This is a genomic window from Sodalis sp. RH16 (assembly GCF_047324245.1).
Lineage (GTDB): Bacteria > Pseudomonadota > Gammaproteobacteria > Enterobacterales > Enterobacteriaceae > Acerihabitans > Acerihabitans ligni.
Window position 1 is genome coordinate 5660410 of sequence record NZ_CP178737.1, and the last position, 17371, is coordinate 5677780.

Consider the following 17371-nt stretch of genomic DNA (forward strand, 5'->3'; position numbering starts at 1 on the left):
CCAGAATATTAAATTCGACTACAACCCTCAGAAAATGGGCCAATCTCTGTTTCTTACCAGTATAACCACCAGCACGTATTTGTAAAAGAAACCCATCAATCAATGGTCCTAAAAAATATTAACTGATCAATTTATTTATTTTTTCAACAATCGCACGCACGGGTTTTGTCATAGACCATGAATAGCTCTGCAAAATTTCTGTTTTTTGTTGCTCTAAAATATCTATATTCTTGCATAAATCGTCGTTTAATTTTCTTAAACGTTCATTTTCAATAAGCAACAAGTTTATATTTTTCTTTATGTCTGCGAATGAATCTGCATTCAATTCAATGTTACTTGACTCATTACCGGCACGAGCGCTTTCGTCCCTTCTATTGAGAACAAGTTCAGATATAGCATGGAACTCCTGCGTAAACATATATAACTTTTCTAAATTTAAATTATTTCTGTATAAAACGAAAAAGTCGAAATAATTAGGAGGCGCAGAAAAATATTGCTGTAATAATTCTACTTTTTCATTTGCAACATAAAATCGGTTCAGTCCATCGAAATACACAAATGTATATTTTACATCAATAAGCAAATGTTCCCAATTATGATATGATAAATCGCTAGTATTGGGTTTTGTCGCTTCAACCAAAACGATCCAGGGTCTATAAGTGGTAAAATCGGCTCCCTCAAGAACAAACTCCTCGCTGCCCTCGACATCAATTTTCAAAAAATGCACATCTCCGGTCACAAAGTTTTTGAAAATATAAGCTAATGTTTTCGTCTCCACTTCAAGTTCATTTACACATTTCCCGTCAGTGGTATATTTATCGGCGTAATCCTTAACCGAAGTGGATAATCCATTTCCACTGTCAATACTGTAAAACGTTTTTGTACCATTTTGCTTGTCGATCGCTATATTTAAATTAATATCTCTTAAACGATCTTTACATATATTGTCGTAGGACTCCTTCATAGGTTCAATGTTAATGCCATGCCAACCATGATCGTAAAATGCCTTGGTTACAGAATCGTTGACGGGATCACTGGCCCCAACATCGATATAGAAGCCAGGACCAAATCGATTCAGAGCACGCCAAAGGATGACATCTTCATAATTTTGCGCGAAAGATACAAAGGTCATAATTGAATCTCCAATGTTGAGATAGTAACAATGCCCTTTAACCGGACGAATGTTAGTTAATACTTTGTTATATGTTTTTAATATTAAATATGTCTAATAAGTGCGCGGGCACAATTCTTTATATAGCATTTTATTCGTGGTTCAGTTCATACCACATATACCGCCATAACAGTAAATGCTATCTTATTAAACCACTGATTATTATTTCGCAAAAGCAAAAAAAAGACCCTTTACAAAGTAAAATTTTTAAAAATATTACTTTTAGACATTTCAAAAACAGTATATCAAAAATTTACGCAGAAATCATATATTGTTACAAAATATCAAAAATATTAACGTTTCTGCTGTATCATCGCTGTTATATGCATGAATGTATTGTCTCTACATACTTCATTTTTTGATCAGCGCTGGCTGTGAGTAAATAGGAGCAGCTAATGGGAGTCATCTAATACGTCTACTTAAGATTTACTGGAAAAAACTCGCCGGAGTCCTCCAATAAACCGGTCCAAGCTACCTGAGAATCCCGTTGTCGCTATGCCAATCAACTCAACAAAAATATTGATCGGCAACAACCTCAGCCGGTCCATCAAGCTTGATTTTTCCATGTTCAAGCCAGATTGCCCGGTCACACAAATCACAAATCAATTTTTTAGAATGGCTCGCGATGACTAAGATATTGGTAGACTTAACCAGTTCGTGCATTCTTTCTTCCGCCTTTCGCTTAAAATTTTCATCGCCCACGGAAAGCCACTCATCCATAAGCAAAATTTCAGGACGCATAATTGTAGACACGGAGAATGCCAACCGCAAATGCATGCCGCTAGAATAAGTTCGAACGGGCATATCAACAAAATCACCTAATTCTGAAAATTCTATTATTTCAGAAAGCTGTTTTGTAATTTGCGATTTTGTCATTCCCAATAATCCTCCCCGGATGTAAATATTCTCTCTTCCCGTTGCTTCAGGATCAATCCCGAGGGAAATATCTATCAGGGATCCTATCTGGCCTTGAATTCTGGCTGTCCCCGACGAGGGTTCATAGACACCGCTCAGCAAGCGAAGTAAAGTACTTTTACCCGCGCCATTGTGCCCTAGCAATCCTACACGATCACCATCTTTCAGCGTAAAGTTCAGGCCTTCAAGCGCCTTAACAATAACGCGGCCTTGTGTATCCTCTCCAAGTTGCCCACCCGTTGCAACTTGAATTAGCCTTTTCTTTAAAGATCGACCATTGGCGTTGTATATGGGAAAATCAACACAAACATTGCTAAATTCAATAGATGCCATATTTTATCTTCTTTTTTAGAGCCAGTACGCTATTCGGCGCTTATAACGCCCATAAATCACAAGTGCCACAAACCATCCGACCACGGCAAATAGAATCGAAGCAACCCAATTTGTCATCGTTGGTAATTCACCGAGCAGCGGTGCGCGAACAATCTCTATTAAATGGTATAATGGATTATAATTTAATATTTGCAGACCTATTCGTTTCGGCAAAAGCGTGGGCATCCACATTATTGGTGTAATATAGAAGACAACCTGCAATACGCTGATAATCATTTGTGGGAGGTCGCGGTACCGCGCGCACACGATACTTAACACCAAGACAATCCACAGGAGGTTGATGAGGACTAAAAACATTCCGAAAATACTAAACAGGGAAATCAAATGAAGGGGCTTGCCAACAAAAATAAAAACAAGCGGTAATATAAGAATATTATGCCCCAATATCAAAATATTACGCCACATCATTCGTAAAATATGTACAAATAAGGGAATAGGTAATTGCTTAATTATGTTTTCAGCACCAATAAAACCGGTACAGCCCTCAGTGAGCACCGAGGAGATAAAGCCCCATAGAATCAATCCTATTGATAGAAATGGGAAAAAATCAGCCATCGGAGTAGCAAAAATTCCTCCGAAAACAAGACCGATGGTACCTATCATAACACCCATACTGATGGTCAGCCAAAACGGTCCCAAGGACGAGCGTCTATAGCGTTGGCGCACATCTTGCCATCCAAGCATGCCGGCAAGGGAATATCGTCTTGCGGCGGCGACTATATCGGAAAATGCGATGGATACTGAGCTATTGCCCATAGTGAAAAAATACCAATTACCAATAAAAGAGGGACATATTAATCTGCAATGCAGTTTATGTCACCCCTTTCGTTTTTGATTTGGATCTAATCTGTACAAAAGTAGCGGCTTGAAAGGTATTTTCCGAATAATCTCATTAAGCCTGGTTAATTCTTGAACGAATAAAGGGGGCCCTTTGACCAAATTTTGCATGAGGTATCTTTCATACCAGACCTCACCAAAAGACCTTTGCGCTTCGCCGCTCCGTCGCGCCCTCTGATTCGATAGGGGTATTCCCCGAATGCGGCAAAAACCATGCATGGGTCTATGCCGCAAGTCTAGGGCCTCTTCGGTATTCGACGGGCCTGAGTGCGCCTTTTCCCCTCCGCGGCCGGATGTTCTCTTTTTTCAATCCGATCATTGTGTTACCTGTTCGTTTGCGGAGGTGATGATTTCACCCCTCTCCAAGTGGCTGAATTCAATATGCCATGTCAAACCCGCTCGAATGCGGTCTTGGCATGAGTATGGAAACCCCCGCCCAAGCAGTCCAAGTTTTCGTCCGCATCCCCCTGAAGAATGGTGTTTATAACAGCAGGCTAGGGCTACGCACATGTCAACAATGATAGCCGCCCAAACCCACTATTACCGAGAATCTTTTGCAAGCATACCTTTTCAACGATCCTATTATTCTATGCCTGTTTCCAAATGGTGCTAGAGGAGGCATCTTAACACTGGATTAAAAAAAGGTTTAAAACCCTACAAGCACTATTCAGTCTCAGAAAAATTCGGTACAATTCGCGGGAATATCGGATGCCTTGCTGTTTTCCACCGTTGCAAAGCAACGTGCTACACGGGTTCGAGCTTTCCCACTATTATTAAGTAACCACGCTTTTAGGATAAAATATGTGCTTCCGGAATGAAATACGGGATCAATATGCAGAGTTTAATCATGTTGAACGGCTTTTAGATTGTTATTTTAGTGAATGCTATTATGAATAATTTTGCTGGTAATAAAGTGGCCATCATTGTTCCATGCTACAATGAAGCTCTTTCAATTCAAAAGGTTATAGCTGATTTTCGTCAAGCGCTACCAGAGGCATCAATATTCATATTTGATAATAATTCGACTGATAATACAGTGCAAATTGCGAAGAGTGAGGGGGCTCAAGTATTTAACGTAATGCAAAAAGGCAAAGGAAATGTCGTCAGGCGCATGTTCGCGGATGTGGACGCCGATATATACGTCATGGTGGACGGCGATGCGACTTATGATGCCTCATGCTGCCCGGCACTGATTGATAAACTCATATCCGAACATCTCGATATGGTTGTGGGTGCGCGTGTTCATATGATCAAAGAAGCCTATCGTCCCGGCCATAGTTGGGGCAATAAAATTCTTACCGGTTGCGTTAAACTCATTTTTGGCGGTGAATTCTCTGATATGTTATCGGGCTACCGGGTTTTTTCAAAACGTTATGTAAAATCTTTTCCCGCACTGGCGACGGGATTTGAGACCGAAACAGAGCTGACGGTGCATGCGTTGGAACTGCGCATGCCCTATGCCGAAATTGATACCCCCTATAGTCCCCGCATGGAAAGCTCAGTGAGTAAATTATCTACCTATAAGGATGGTGCAAAGATTCTAAAAACTATCATTAAATTATATTCGGTCGAACGCCCATTTTTTTTCTATGGCATATTGGCAATAATATTTGCCCTAATAGGAATATGCATATCCATACCCATTATTGATGAATATATCATTACGGGGTTAGTTCCTCGCTTGCCGACTGCGGTACTGTCAACGGGATTACTCATCTTTTCGGCCATTGCATTTATCACGGGGTTAATCCTGGAATGTATCACCATGGGGCGCAGGGAGTTTAAGCGCCTGTTTTATCTATCACTTCCCCTTCCTCATGGTAATCAAGGGACTAATGAACATGTTTAATATCGCTTCGACCAAAATTGATAAGTCGAAAATTTCGCTTAAAGAAATAATTGTAGTTAGCGTTATTTATCTTTGTGTCATAAGCTTTATTTTACGAGTACAGCTTGAAACAGGATTTAATATACTGACCGGCGATCGGTATGACGGGTTAATCGAGAATAGTCTGCTGGAGCATTGGTATAATGTGTTCAGAGGCAAATCTCCTTGGAATATTGTAGGGTATTTTTCACCTTATCCCAATACGCTGGGTTATAATGATGGCTATTTTCTGTACGGTTTGATAGCATCATTTTTTAGATTTTCAGGCACTGATATTTTTCTTTCCGCGGAGCTCGTTAATATTGTTTTGAGGACCATAGGTTATTATTCATTTTATGCACTTTGCCGCCGGTGTATTGGACTAAAACCCTTTCTTGCTATCACCGGCGCCAGTATATTCACCCTAAATAATAATCTTGTTCTCCAATCGGGCCATGCACAACTATTAAGCGTAGCGTTAAGTCCTTTGCTGACACTTTTACTTTACCGCTATATGCTTTTTTTAACCAGCGGGAACAGTAGAAAAAAAGCCATCCTATATGGCTCCGCTTCCGGGATATTGCTTGGCAGTTGGCTGTTAAGTACTTTTTATATGGCCTGGTTTTTTATTTTCTTTACAATGATTCTCACTATCTTCATTGTTTTGATTTCTTATTGGGAAAAACGGCGCCATAATGAATCTTTTATCAGACCATCATTTAATGTTTATGAAATAATTATCCCAGCCATAGTCACCCTCCTTTCTTTTTTGCCGTTTCTCATTGTCTATTTGCAGTCAGCGAAAAAAGTCGGGGTGCATCATTTTGGTGAAGTACTTAGTTATACTCCCCGTCTAACTAATCTTCTTAATCCTGGCGACACTAATTTTCTTTTCGGTAAGCTTAGCCAACATTATTTTTCTATTTTTCCTCCTAACTTTCAGCTTGGTGGGGAGTTTATGGTTGGCTTCCCTCCCGTTATATTGATCGTCAGCCTTGTTTCCCTGATTTATTTTTTCAAAAATTCAGCATTTACCATAGAAAGCGTTCTGATTAGAAGTCTTTTATTAGCTGTAATTTTGTCACTACTATTAATGATTAAATTTGGCAATCATACATTATGGAAATTAGTATGGGAATTAGTCCCCGGAGCGAAAGGAATGCGTGTTACGGCGCGATATGCGTTGTTCCTGAATTTCCCGATAACGGTATTGGTGGTCTATTTCCTTGGCAAAGTGGCCAGATACAAATATAAAGGCTTAACCATAATACTGGCTTGCCTTTTAATAATGGAACAAATTAATCTCGGTAGAAGTCAATGGCTTAATAGACAAGAACAGCTCAATTTTATTAAGCAAGCAGAGGAACCGCCGCCGTCATGTCGATCTTTTTTTGTCAGTGGGCAGCGTCTTGATGAATCCTTGAATAAAAAGGATGATGCCACCTATAACGTATACGCTCATAATGTTGACGCAATGCTCCTATCTGAGATTTTTGCTCTGAGAACCATCAATGGTTTTTCCACGTTCAACCCTTCTGACTGGGATTTTGGTTTTCAACCCCATGAAACTTATATTTCAAGGGTAGATAATTATATTAATAAGCATCACATCCAGACTGGATTGTGTGAATATGATTTATATACATCGCGCTGGCATACTCATACCGGCATCAGTACGCTACCCTTAAAAGTTCAATAAGGGCAAACTCGCGCAAACCCACCTTGCTGGATTAACTTATCCGTCAAGGTGGGTTTGCGCGTCAATTGCAAATCATTTTGCAGCATAAAGCATAGCAATTAAGATCTCGCAGCCAGGACTCTCTGGAGACGCCACAAGCTGATAACCGCCAACCGGTTAACCCGATTCATAGAGCTACATCACCCTTCCCATTCGCCATCCCCCTTTAGCACGGCTTCCGTTAAATTCACCGCGCTCTCCGCCCAAGACAGGAAGGGCATGCCTTTCGATGCCACGGTCTTACCTTGGGCTCGCAGCGCCAACCACGCCCGCACCGACTTGACCAACTCGGCGGCTGTCTCGGCGCAAAAATAACTGGCGCGCTCCCCCGCCACTTCCCGGAACACGGGAATATCCCGAACGAGCAGAGGCAGTCCGTGCTGCGCGGCTTCGATCAATGGCAAGCCAAAGCCTTCATCATATGACGCGGCAAGCAGGCATGTGGCGCCGGAATAAACCTCTTCAAGGTATTCGTCGCTGATACCTTCCAGCCAAAACAGATGCCGCCCCAGCTCAGGGTGGTTACGAATGCTCTCAATCGTCTGCGGAATATCTCGCCGGTTCTCCGCCGGCAGTCCGAGCCAACCCTCCCTGCCAACGATCACGAGATTGACATCCTGTTTATCACGCCACAATTGGCTGAATGCCTCGAGCACCTGTCCGTAACCCTTACGCGGCTCGATGGTTCCCACCATCAGGAAGGTCGGGCTCTCGTGCAATTGCCACAAAACTCGCAGGGCATCTTGGGGGAGCCCCCGGCTGGGGGCAGAGTTCATCACATCCGCGCCGAGATGAACCCACGAAATTGGAAATGACGTTCTTTCCAGTGGGGCCTCCGGTTGGTTTGCCTCACGCCAACGCGCCAGATCTTCAGCCACGGATTGCGAAATGCACACCGCACCGTCGAAACTGCAGACGCTGCGCAGCCAACGCTCGAAAGAGCTATCCGCTCCGGGGGGAAACACTTCGGGCATTCGCACGGGCAGCAAATCGTAAACCATGAACTGTACATGGGCGCCACGGTCACTGATGCGCCGAAAAAAACCCGCCTCAGCGGCTTGGGCCAGCATTTCGCCGGAAATATCGAGCCCCACTACGGCTTCGCCAACATCGGGCACCACCACCGCATCCCCAATCAGCGGGTCATCCCTCCAGCCCAACAAGTTCAGGACATATCGGGCAGCTCGCCGGTAGCGCCACCGCCCGCCGTCCTGACTCAGGTAGACGGGCTCGATTCGCCAGCCGGCAGGGGGCGCCTTCAACAGCGCAAGCAGCAGCGCCCGCGCAACCCGCTCGATACCCGTTTTAAGGTCGTTGCGGCTCGTCGCCGTAATATCGAGGAAAAGCCGTTTGCAAGGCCGCGCGGAGGGAAAAGTCAAAGCAAGGGCCTCGGCTATCCTTGCCAATTCGGCCTCCGCCTTGGGGCAGGCGTCGCTCTTGGCAATCGCACGCACCAGCATGGGAAGAGGTGGTTGCCTTATCTCAGAAGCGAAACCATCCAGCGCCGCCGCGTATTGCTGCGCGCAAGCCGCCGGAGAATTGCGTTCGTGGACACGTGCCTGGGCCCGTTCTCCAAGAACACGGCGACGGTCCGGCGCTTTCCACAGCGATTCCAATGCATTGAGAAGTTCGCTATCAGTGAACTCATCCGGCAACATCCAAACGGCCGACTCATCGATTTCCGCCATCGAACCATTCGCGTTAACGATGAGCGGAAGGCCGTAATTCATACAGTCGAGAGCTGCCGCGGAGGTTTCTCCACGGCTGTGCGTGCGCAATTGAACCGCCATATCAGCCGCCGTCAAGTATTGGCGATAGGTCTGCGCGGAGACAAAACCGGTGACTCGCACCCGTTGTTCCATTACCACTGCATTTAACGCCGCCAGCATCTGCCTGCCGTACTCGCCGCCGCCAAGTTCGCCTACGAACACCAACTCACAGTTTTTATCGGCGGCCAAGCCGCTGCTCAGCCAGGTTTTCAACAGGCGTAAGGTCTGTTTCGTCTCCCCGAGAAACCCAAAGCTGCAGATCACAAATGCCGCTGGATCAATCTTAAGGCACCCGCGGGCAACAGCCTTATCGAGAACGCCGGCAGGCTCGCGCAGAAGGGGAATCACCGCCGAATGCGCAACGCGCGCCGGCGAATACCATCGTTTGGCCATACGTAGCGCATGGTCCGAGTGAAAGATGACCCCTCTGGCATGGGAAAGCGGATAAAAACTGACGGGATATTCGTTCCTGGCGGCCTCGATGTCACGTAAACGGATCAGAACTGCCTCAATACCATGTTCCTCGTAAAGAGCCTCGCTCCAAACACAGCCTTCTCCGGCAAGCAGCTCCCGCCACCCCATCAGGCCGCTCAGGTAAAAATCGTGCAGCACGACCGTGCCCGGCACTTGGCGCATCAGGGGAAGCATGTAATTGTGAAACGGAGAGTTGCCCACCTGGTAGACCACTCGGTCCAATTCGCCCGCATGCGCCAGTAGCCACGCCGAATCCCGCACATGCGCAACGCGTTGAACACGCGCTTCTTCAACGTCTTTTTGGTCGACAATGACATCGATATCATAAAATTCAGCCAACGCCGGAATCAGTTCCGCGGCGTAATCAGCGATGCCGCTCCGCTCGGGCGGCAGCGGAGAAACAAAGGCCAGCCTTGGCTTGCGCTCGACGGAAGCACGCACAGATGCATGCCCGACAGGTAACGCAACGCCCGGACGGGATGACTTGACAGCAGCTCCAGCCCCATCATGCTTAGACCTACAGTCGAGCAAATCCCGCCAAGCCGAAATGGCGTGCCGCGCCATCCTGTCCCATGAGAAAAACGCACTGTACTCCAGCCCGCGTCGACGAAGCCGATCGCGGAAGTCGGCATCGTCAAGGCACTGTGCCATCTTTTCGGCAAAGGTTGAGACCTCTTTTGGGTCAAACAGCGCCTCGGGTTCATTGATGACTTCCGGTAAATACATGGCGTTAGCGCCGATCGCTGGAGCGCCGCAAGCCATTGCCTCCAGTGCTGATAACGCAGAATCTTCGTCACCGGCGGGAAAGACTGACAAGCTGCAAAGATTATAAAGTTCAACCCGTGTTTTATCGTCCACTTGGCCGACAAATACGATTGTATCTTCACTGAGACCGCTTGTAGTCCCTTGACGACGCAGCTTTTCGACCCCCTCCTCCCTTATTTCACCAGCGAATACCAACTGATGATCCGTGCGTAGTTCCTCCGGTAGCAACGCATAAGCCCGCACTAAACGGAGCAGGTCCTCACACGCCTTATCGCCTCCCACAGAAAAGATGAACGGCTTATTCACCCCAAACCCGCTGAGGAGTGCGGTTTTTTTTGCCTTTGCCACCGGGATTGACCGAAACTGCGCTCCGATGGCAGATGAAAGTTTTACTATCCGCTCGGGTGGGAGCCCAGACATCTTGAGCACCTCCTCGCGGGCGAACTCGGAACTTACGAAAAAAAGATCGGCATATTCAAGGTACCGTTGCCTGCGTTCGTCGTCGTTCGCACCAGTATGTTCCGAACTGATATGTTGCCCTATGGAGAAACCGCGCAACGTCATAGTGACGGGCGTCGTGCGATTAACTCGATCGGTGCCGCTCATACGACCTGTGGAGTTCCTCCCCGCAAAATTGCAGACATGGATGATGTCCGCCTCCAGGCTTTGTAAGAATGCTTCACGCACAAGTAACGCTGTGTCCTGCCACAGGTCTTCGGTACCGCCCCTGGCGTCCGATCCCGCAGGAGCATACCAGACACGGAAATTTTCCTTAGGTAGCAAACCCTCAAACATATGACGGATAGGCTGGATGGTCTGATCCAGCAGACCGTTCAATGCCAACACCACCTCGTGCGGTCCACGGTTGCGCACGATTCCCTGCACAAATCCGATTGTATACCGGCCGACGCCATCAAGACTTTCCGTCTGTGCGTCCTGCATGTCAATTACGATACGAATTTAAAAATCTCCTATTAATACTTTCTATCAATCTTCAGCAGACTTTTTTTGTTTAATTGCAAACTCCAAGTCCATTAAGATTAAATTGGCGTGCGGCGTCAGGTCGTTATCCGAAACAACCTCCCGTTTGTCCGCCACAGGCGCAACTACCCCCTTAGCCATTAAACGCCGGCGGGCGCCTCTGACGAGAGTGGCTAGGCTGCGTAGTGGCTTGGTTATCTTCCAAGAGGTGCTGGCGTAGATGGCATGCAATAATGTTTGCGCCGAGCGAAGCTCCGCATTCGTATCCTCTGCCCGATGCAATGCGCTCGACGCCGCCGATTCATAGAGCCGAATCACACTTTCGCTAAGGTGCGCATTATGTCTCTTCAAAAATGAAAGATCATCTTCAAATGCAGTATGCTTTTTCTCGACTTCAAACAAGCGTTCTTGAATCTGGCCGCGCCAACCATTGACGATATCGGGTTGCTCACCCAACGAGCCCAATACTGCATAACCCGGGGGAGATTCACATTTATTGGCCTTGTCAATGACATCGGCGACGGAACAGTTAAGCTCGTCCGCCCCGGCCGGATCTTTTTGAGCAACCAGCGAGTAGTAGCACGAAAGTTCCGTGTAACAATTGCTGCTGGTTGTGAGAGCAGAGGGCTTGGAAATAACGGAATTGTGAAAACCAATTATTTTAGTCGTTTTGAAATTTAAATATTCGACCAAAAATTGTAAATATGTCGGTGGCAAGGGTTTGATTTGCGCCGGATCATAATAGAAATGATTTAATCCAACAAGAAAATCTTCTGCTTGGGTAGTCTCGATAATTAATATTCCACCTGGAATGAGTACCCTCAGAGCCTCATTGACAAAATCGTAAAGCATCTCAAATGATAGGCATTCTGCAAGATGAAAGCCGGAAATGAGTGACACGGAGTCGTCGGGTATGGATTTAATATGTGAAAGCGCATCGGCAATGACGACATTCATCCCTTTGGCGATATATCTGTTTGCCGTACGTTCGTTTATCTCAACCCCGCGTACATCCCACCCGCGGCTCGCCAGCAAATTTAGCCATTCCCCACATTCGATGCTATAGTCGTAGGCTATTGGAGCGCGATTTGCCCCCTCAAAAATTTGCAGTATAGGAAGATAGGTGGGCAATCTATTCGCGATCACTGCTTTCGAATAGCGAAAACGTTCTTCAAAAGCAAAATAAAATCGATCGTCAATCATCGGTATAACCTCACTCGCGATGGAAAGCCAACTTAAACGGCTCATCCATGAACAACCAGTAATGCCGTTCAGTTTTCGATAAAATACAGATATTTACAGTATTTGTTTCGATTACTGCCGCCGGGCCATCAATTGAACGATCGACATGATTTCAGCCGCCAAGCACATAAAAGCAACAGGTTGATATGATTTAAAAACCCGTACCAGGCCGCGCGATCACAGATATTCAACAGCTCAAATTGATTAAGAGCATTTTGGCTGACTTCCGCCAGTGACTCATCATTTTCAGCATTGGCGAGGCAAAAAGCCACCAAAACCGGATCTTGAGGATCGTTAATGATATTTCGAACGATAGCCGATTCGGTGAAACCGGCTGCCCCAGTGACAAAATTATTCATCTAATATTATTCCATCTCATTCATTTAGTGTGGATTTGTTGATTTTGTAACAAAAAATATTCTCAAAAGTCTTTCATATTTTACATCATATTGATAATAAATCTCAATGGACCACGACTAGCACAGCTAAAATAGTTTAAGTATACCTCATGAATAATTTTGCTTATGTTAAAGCCGTGGCTGTTCCCCACGCTACCGCCCCTAGATGAAACAGTTAGATGATCTAAAGCATCAATAACACTGGCGTCTCTGCGCGGATAGTGGACAAACCAGATAAAACGTGATCATTAGGATTTCTTCTTCAGAGCGCTTCACTATATTATCATAGGCTCAAAGAGTGAGTTAACACGCATTTTCTAACATTAGGATGTTTGAACCACAATACTTAACACAATCAGAAAAGGCAGAATTTGACAAGCTGTTGCCGGCTGGATAAAAGAATAATAGACGGTGCCGCTGCTGCCTAATAAATGGTCAGAATACACGGCAGGTCAACGGACTTGCATGGACCAATAGTTAATATTTTCTAATATTTCAATAACTTACTATAAAAACCTCTGTTTTACTGGCAAAATGAGCGAATTCAAATAAACATTTCCAACTGCTTGTTTATAATGACGCAAATCAAGCCGGATCAAAATAATGAAACTTAACATACAAATACCTTGCTTTAACGAAGCGAAAACGCTCCCCATTGTACTTATTGCACTTCCTCGAACAATGCCTGGATTCGACTCAGCGAAATGGCTGATCATCAATGATGCCAGTAAGGACTATGTCTTAGAAGTTACCAGGGACCTTCGTGGGGATCATTGAATACGGCATGCAAGGAACAAGGGACCGACCGCGGCTTTTATGACTGGATTGGACGCTGATCTACGTCTTGGAGTCGATGTCATTGCCAACACTGATGCGGATAACCGGTTTAACCGTTCAAAACAGATCACTGGTCAACGTAAGAATAGCAGCCGTGAAAACAGCATACACGTCAAAGCTGGTCAAGTAACGTAAGAAAAAGAGGTGGATAGAGTGAATACAAGAATGATAATTGACCACACGGAAACTTATTGGTCTTTGCAAAGGATAAAACAAGAATCTGAAGCAACACCTCTGGAGCCCTACTTTGCTATCCAGGCATGGCAACGCGCCGTGACTCAGTATTTTATCAACATTATCCTTAAACCACATCGCCCCTTAAGGTCAGTATGAGGCCCGCGGTGCGAGAAGTTCTAAATTGGGCTGGCAACGGTGCCGCCTTGATTGGCATACTGTTTGTGTATTTGCGATTGAAAGACTATATGGGAAGTCATGTTCTTTCAAACATAACTTCGGAGGTCTGGGTTTACTGTGCAATATTGGCCGGAGTTTATGGCATCGCAAATGTACTGCTTGCGTTAGCGTGGCGGCAGTTATTGCTTCAGGCTGAAATAAAGACCACCTATAAATGGTCCATCAGGACCTATGGAATATCGCAGCTTGCTAAATATGTCCCAGGAAATATCTTTCATATTGCGGGAAGACAGAGTAAAGGCATGGCGGCGGGAATATCCGCCAGAGTACTGGCCCGATCCAGTCTTCTCGAACTCGGCTCAATTGCTTTTGCAGGCTTATTATTTAGTTGGTTGGTAGTGCCATTGTTCGTAAAAAGCGTACCTATTGTGGTTTGCGCTGCTTTGCTAACCTTTTCATTTTGGATTATTACCGCCTTACTAAAAAGAACAAATGGCAAACATCTTTCAACGTGCTTTAGGCTGCACATGGTGTTTCTTCTTATCTCTGGTGCGATTTTCTCGATTCTTCTGGATTTGATTATCAAGGGTGAAAATTTTTATCCTCAGACATGGCTTTTGATAATGAGCTCATATGTCATTGCATGGCTTGCAGGATTAATCACGCCAGGCGCGCCAGCCGGAGTGGGTGTACGTGAATGGATATTACTTTTTTTATTAAAAGGCTACATTACAGAGACCGATCTGATCATGGTTATCCTGCTGGGACGGGCAGTCACCGTGGTGGGTGATTTATTATTTTTTTGTGTTTCTTTTCTAATTCCCATAAGTAGAGGCCAGCATAAAAATGAATACAACTAGCAGACAGCAATGGCAGTTAAAAGATATAATAATATTAATAGCAGCTATTATTTTTATTCTTGCATTGCATGGGGCAGTACCATTTTTGATGATGCCCACCCTAGGGCAAGCGGTATGGACTATGGGATTTTCACAATCATTTGCCAATGGTCCCTGGTACAGTATCTATGCGCATGATTTTGGAATTCCTCAGCCAGCGGCGATCGCGTTTGGATTATCAGCTGCTTGGCCTGCTAGTCTGCTGATTCGCCTAGGATTACATCCTGCTGATGCTTATTCTGGTATTTTTGCATTTTATTTCCTGTTGGCCTTCTTTTCCGCTTATCATATCTGCATTAGACTTGGAATGAGACGTTATTGCTCGATTCTTGGTGGTGTGGCATGGGTTGGCATGCCAATCATCTGGGCGCATAACGGATACAGTATGATTGAACTAGGAATAGCATTACTGCCCTTCTATTTCTTATGCCCATTAAAAATGTTCGGTTGGCATTCAGGAAGCATAGCCGTCAACTGGAAGACCATCTTTTTATATTTTGTGACGGCCGTTATTTCTGTTTTCATGGATGGTTATTCATTTATCATGTTTGCCACGGGAACGAGCATCCTTTTCGTATACACCTATATTTCCTGTCCTGATAGGCGTAAATTATTATTAAAAATTGCGCTTCCAGTTCATATATCTAGTTTCACACTAGCGTATCTATTGTTTGCTAGCTATATAGGAAAAAGTAGTTTCGAAGCATATGATCTAAGCAATTTTAGAGGATGGGGACTTGATCTGTCCTTTGTGGCGATTCCAACCCGAGGCTCCTTATGGCTATTTGATTTTTTTGGGTTGAGTATATATCGGGGCGACGAGCTCTTTTTTGGAGATGGTTCTGTCTGGAAAACGACCTTTTGTTTACCGCTTGTGTTAGCCGGGATGATTGCATGGTGGTTGAGTAAAAAGAACGTCAAGTTAGCCACTGGGGCGCTAGCCGTTGCGGTTTTCGCCTTTTATATGGCATTAGGTCCATCGTTAAAAATTAACTCGACCAAACCTACAGCATTATCAGTGAGTCAACCTGGGCAATTAAGCGCTGGGATGCCGGCGGAATTGGCCATTATGCCCACCGGCAGCGCATTGATTTCCAAATACGTTCCTGGTTTTAACGTGATGCGCGCATCATACCGCTGGTCCGCTCTCGGGATTTTTGCTTTATGGCTGTTAGTCATGGTACAGCTGGCAACTACCCCCAAGAAAAACAGACTAATCTGGATAGGGGTCTTATCCGGTATCATAGTGTTTAATTTACCCCATATTATGAAGAACTGGCGTTTAGCTATTGATTCGCGCGTGATGTTCCAACAAATAGACAACGAATTAGTCAAAAAGCTTCAGAGTACTATAAAAAAAAATGAAGTCGTGGCATTTTTGCCCTACAGCAATGACTTTATAGCAAATTATTTGGCACCTACAGCCGGTTTTAAAACCTATAATATCGGTGGAGATAAAAATTTAGCTGAAGCCCAAAAAAAATGGCCCGTGACATTAATTGGTCAAAATTTGGATTTGAGTCAAAATAATACGAATCAAATATTGAATTTATTGACTGCGGGTGATGCTGATGTGGTAGTAATCCCTTATTTTGACATGTTGCATGCAGCACATAGCTGGCCATGTGAATCAACCAGCCGTACAGGCATATACGATAACGGCCCTGAGTGGAACAAGAATATAGTGTCTTCAACAGAGAACGCGCAAGAAACGGAAATACCAGTATCAGGCTCTAACAACTTCCAAAATATTTACATTTCCGTACCTGAGGCAACGTCCCCCCGTGCCATTAGCGATTCGTCAGATGATAGAATTTTAGGTATTTCCCTTCACAACATTACGCTGAAGCCAAACCCATCAAATGGAAATATCCAAGCTAACGATAAAAATGATTTTTATTCCATTGACGTTGATCCTGCAATGAAAAATCGCTCAACTCTCCTTTCAGATGGTTGGTATAGTAATGATAAGAATTTTATTTGGTCTGAAAAGCTAGCCGCTTTAACTATTCCGGTTCCCGATAAATGTTTTCCTGACAAATGTAATTTGTCGCTTAAATACTCTGTATTTGGAGCTACGCAAAATCACCCCGTCAATGTTAGATTTAGTAATGCTTCAGAAATTTGTCCTGACCACGCAAGAGAAAATTCGAGTAAAGTTATCAACGCATTACAATCTTCACCTTACTTACAGGTGCTGGATGGTGATTTATTTGCAACTGTAAGGTTACGATCAGAGTTTTCAGGAGCAGCAAGCAGAGAAGCGTTAAGGAGAGTTATAATCAGCAACATTCGCTACCCGCTCGTATTCGGAAAAGAGTTAACGTGGGCGCCATTTATACTCCAAGCGGGCTGGAATACTTCTGAGGCACAGCATGTCTGGTCCACAGGAAAATCTTCACTGTTATTACCCGTTCCCGTAGATTGTTCAAAAAAGGAATGTCATGCAGAGCTAAAATTTAATATTTTTGGTTCGAGTCCGACCAGGCCAGTTCTCGTTAAATTCGATACTCAACAAGCTGGAAAAAATTGGCATAAAGAACTTACATCGATTGATGGCAGAAATTACTCAATTTCAGTGCCTTTAACTAACTCGAATGAAAGCCAAAAATTAGAAATTTCAGTTCCGATGGCTACCTCTCCACTGGCTTTGGGTATATCTGATGATGGGCGCACTCTTGGCCTTGGACTTCAACGTATTGATTTAATAATAAAATAAATTTTAAAGTGA

General features: G+C 44.7%; 10 protein-coding genes. 4 read left to right on the forward strand and 6 right to left on the reverse strand.

The window, feature by feature from the left end:
• Positions 1-118 precede the first annotated feature (118 nt).
• From ACL2XJ_RS25945 to ACL2XJ_RS25955, 3 genes are all read right to left on the reverse strand, one after another.
• Positions 119-1132, reverse strand: a complete 1014-nt coding sequence (locus ACL2XJ_RS25945) for an FkbM family methyltransferase (RefSeq protein ID WP_413725027.1) — start codon at positions 1130-1132, stop codon at positions 119-121.
• A 546-nt stretch (positions 1133-1678) separates the two neighbouring features.
• Positions 1679-2419, reverse strand: a complete 741-nt coding sequence (locus tag ACL2XJ_RS25950) for an ABC transporter ATP-binding protein (protein WP_413725028.1) — start codon at positions 2417-2419, stop codon at positions 1679-1681.
• 15 nt (positions 2420-2434) lie between these two features.
• Complete coding sequence (locus tag ACL2XJ_RS25955; RefSeq protein WP_413725029.1) at positions 2435-3235, reverse strand: ABC transporter permease; 801 nt, start codon at positions 3233-3235, stop codon at positions 2435-2437.
• Positions 3236-4205: 970 nt separating this feature from the next.
• On the opposite strand from ACL2XJ_RS25955, the gene ACL2XJ_RS25960 reads away from it, so the two are divergent.
• Both ACL2XJ_RS25960 and ACL2XJ_RS25965 read left to right on the forward strand, forming a co-directional pair.
• A complete protein-coding gene (locus ACL2XJ_RS25960) occupies positions 4206-5165 on the forward strand; it encodes a glycosyltransferase family 2 protein (RefSeq protein WP_413725030.1) in 960 nt (319 codons plus the stop codon).
• Positions 5158-6882, forward strand: a complete 1725-nt coding sequence (locus tag ACL2XJ_RS25965) for a hypothetical protein (protein WP_413725031.1) — start codon at positions 5158-5160, stop codon at positions 6880-6882. The genes ACL2XJ_RS25960 and ACL2XJ_RS25965 overlap by 8 nt, the downstream gene beginning before the upstream one ends.
• Before the next feature lie 179 nt (positions 6883-7061).
• Here ACL2XJ_RS25965 and ACL2XJ_RS25970 read toward each other — a convergent pair whose 3' ends face one another.
• From ACL2XJ_RS25970 to ACL2XJ_RS25980, 3 genes are all read right to left on the reverse strand, one after another.
• Complete coding sequence (locus ACL2XJ_RS25970; protein WP_413725032.1) at positions 7062-10871, reverse strand: glycosyltransferase; 3810 nt, start codon at positions 10869-10871, stop codon at positions 7062-7064.
• 45 nt (positions 10872-10916) lie between these two features.
• Positions 10917-12113 (reverse strand): methyltransferase domain-containing protein, encoded by a 1197-nt coding sequence (locus tag ACL2XJ_RS25975; protein WP_413725033.1) that lies wholly within the window; start codon positions 12111-12113, stop codon positions 10917-10919.
• A 128-nt stretch (positions 12114-12241) separates the two neighbouring features.
• Complete coding sequence (locus ACL2XJ_RS25980) at positions 12242-12511, reverse strand: hypothetical protein (protein WP_413725034.1); 270 nt, start codon at positions 12509-12511, stop codon at positions 12242-12244.
• A 1217-nt stretch (positions 12512-13728) separates the two neighbouring features.
• Here ACL2XJ_RS25980 and ACL2XJ_RS25985 point away from each other — a divergent pair.
• Together ACL2XJ_RS25985 and ACL2XJ_RS25990 are read left to right on the forward strand one after the other, a co-directional pair.
• On the forward strand, positions 13729-14601 hold the full coding sequence (locus ACL2XJ_RS25985) for a hypothetical protein (protein ID WP_413725035.1): 873 nt from the start codon (positions 13729-13731) through the stop codon (positions 14599-14601).
• Positions 14588-17359: a hypothetical protein gene (locus ACL2XJ_RS25990; protein ID WP_413725036.1), complete on the forward strand. Its 2772-nt coding sequence runs from the start codon at positions 14588-14590 to the stop codon at positions 17357-17359. The genes ACL2XJ_RS25985 and ACL2XJ_RS25990 overlap by 14 nt, the downstream gene beginning before the upstream one ends.
• The last annotated feature ends 12 nt before the right edge of the window (positions 17360-17371 follow it).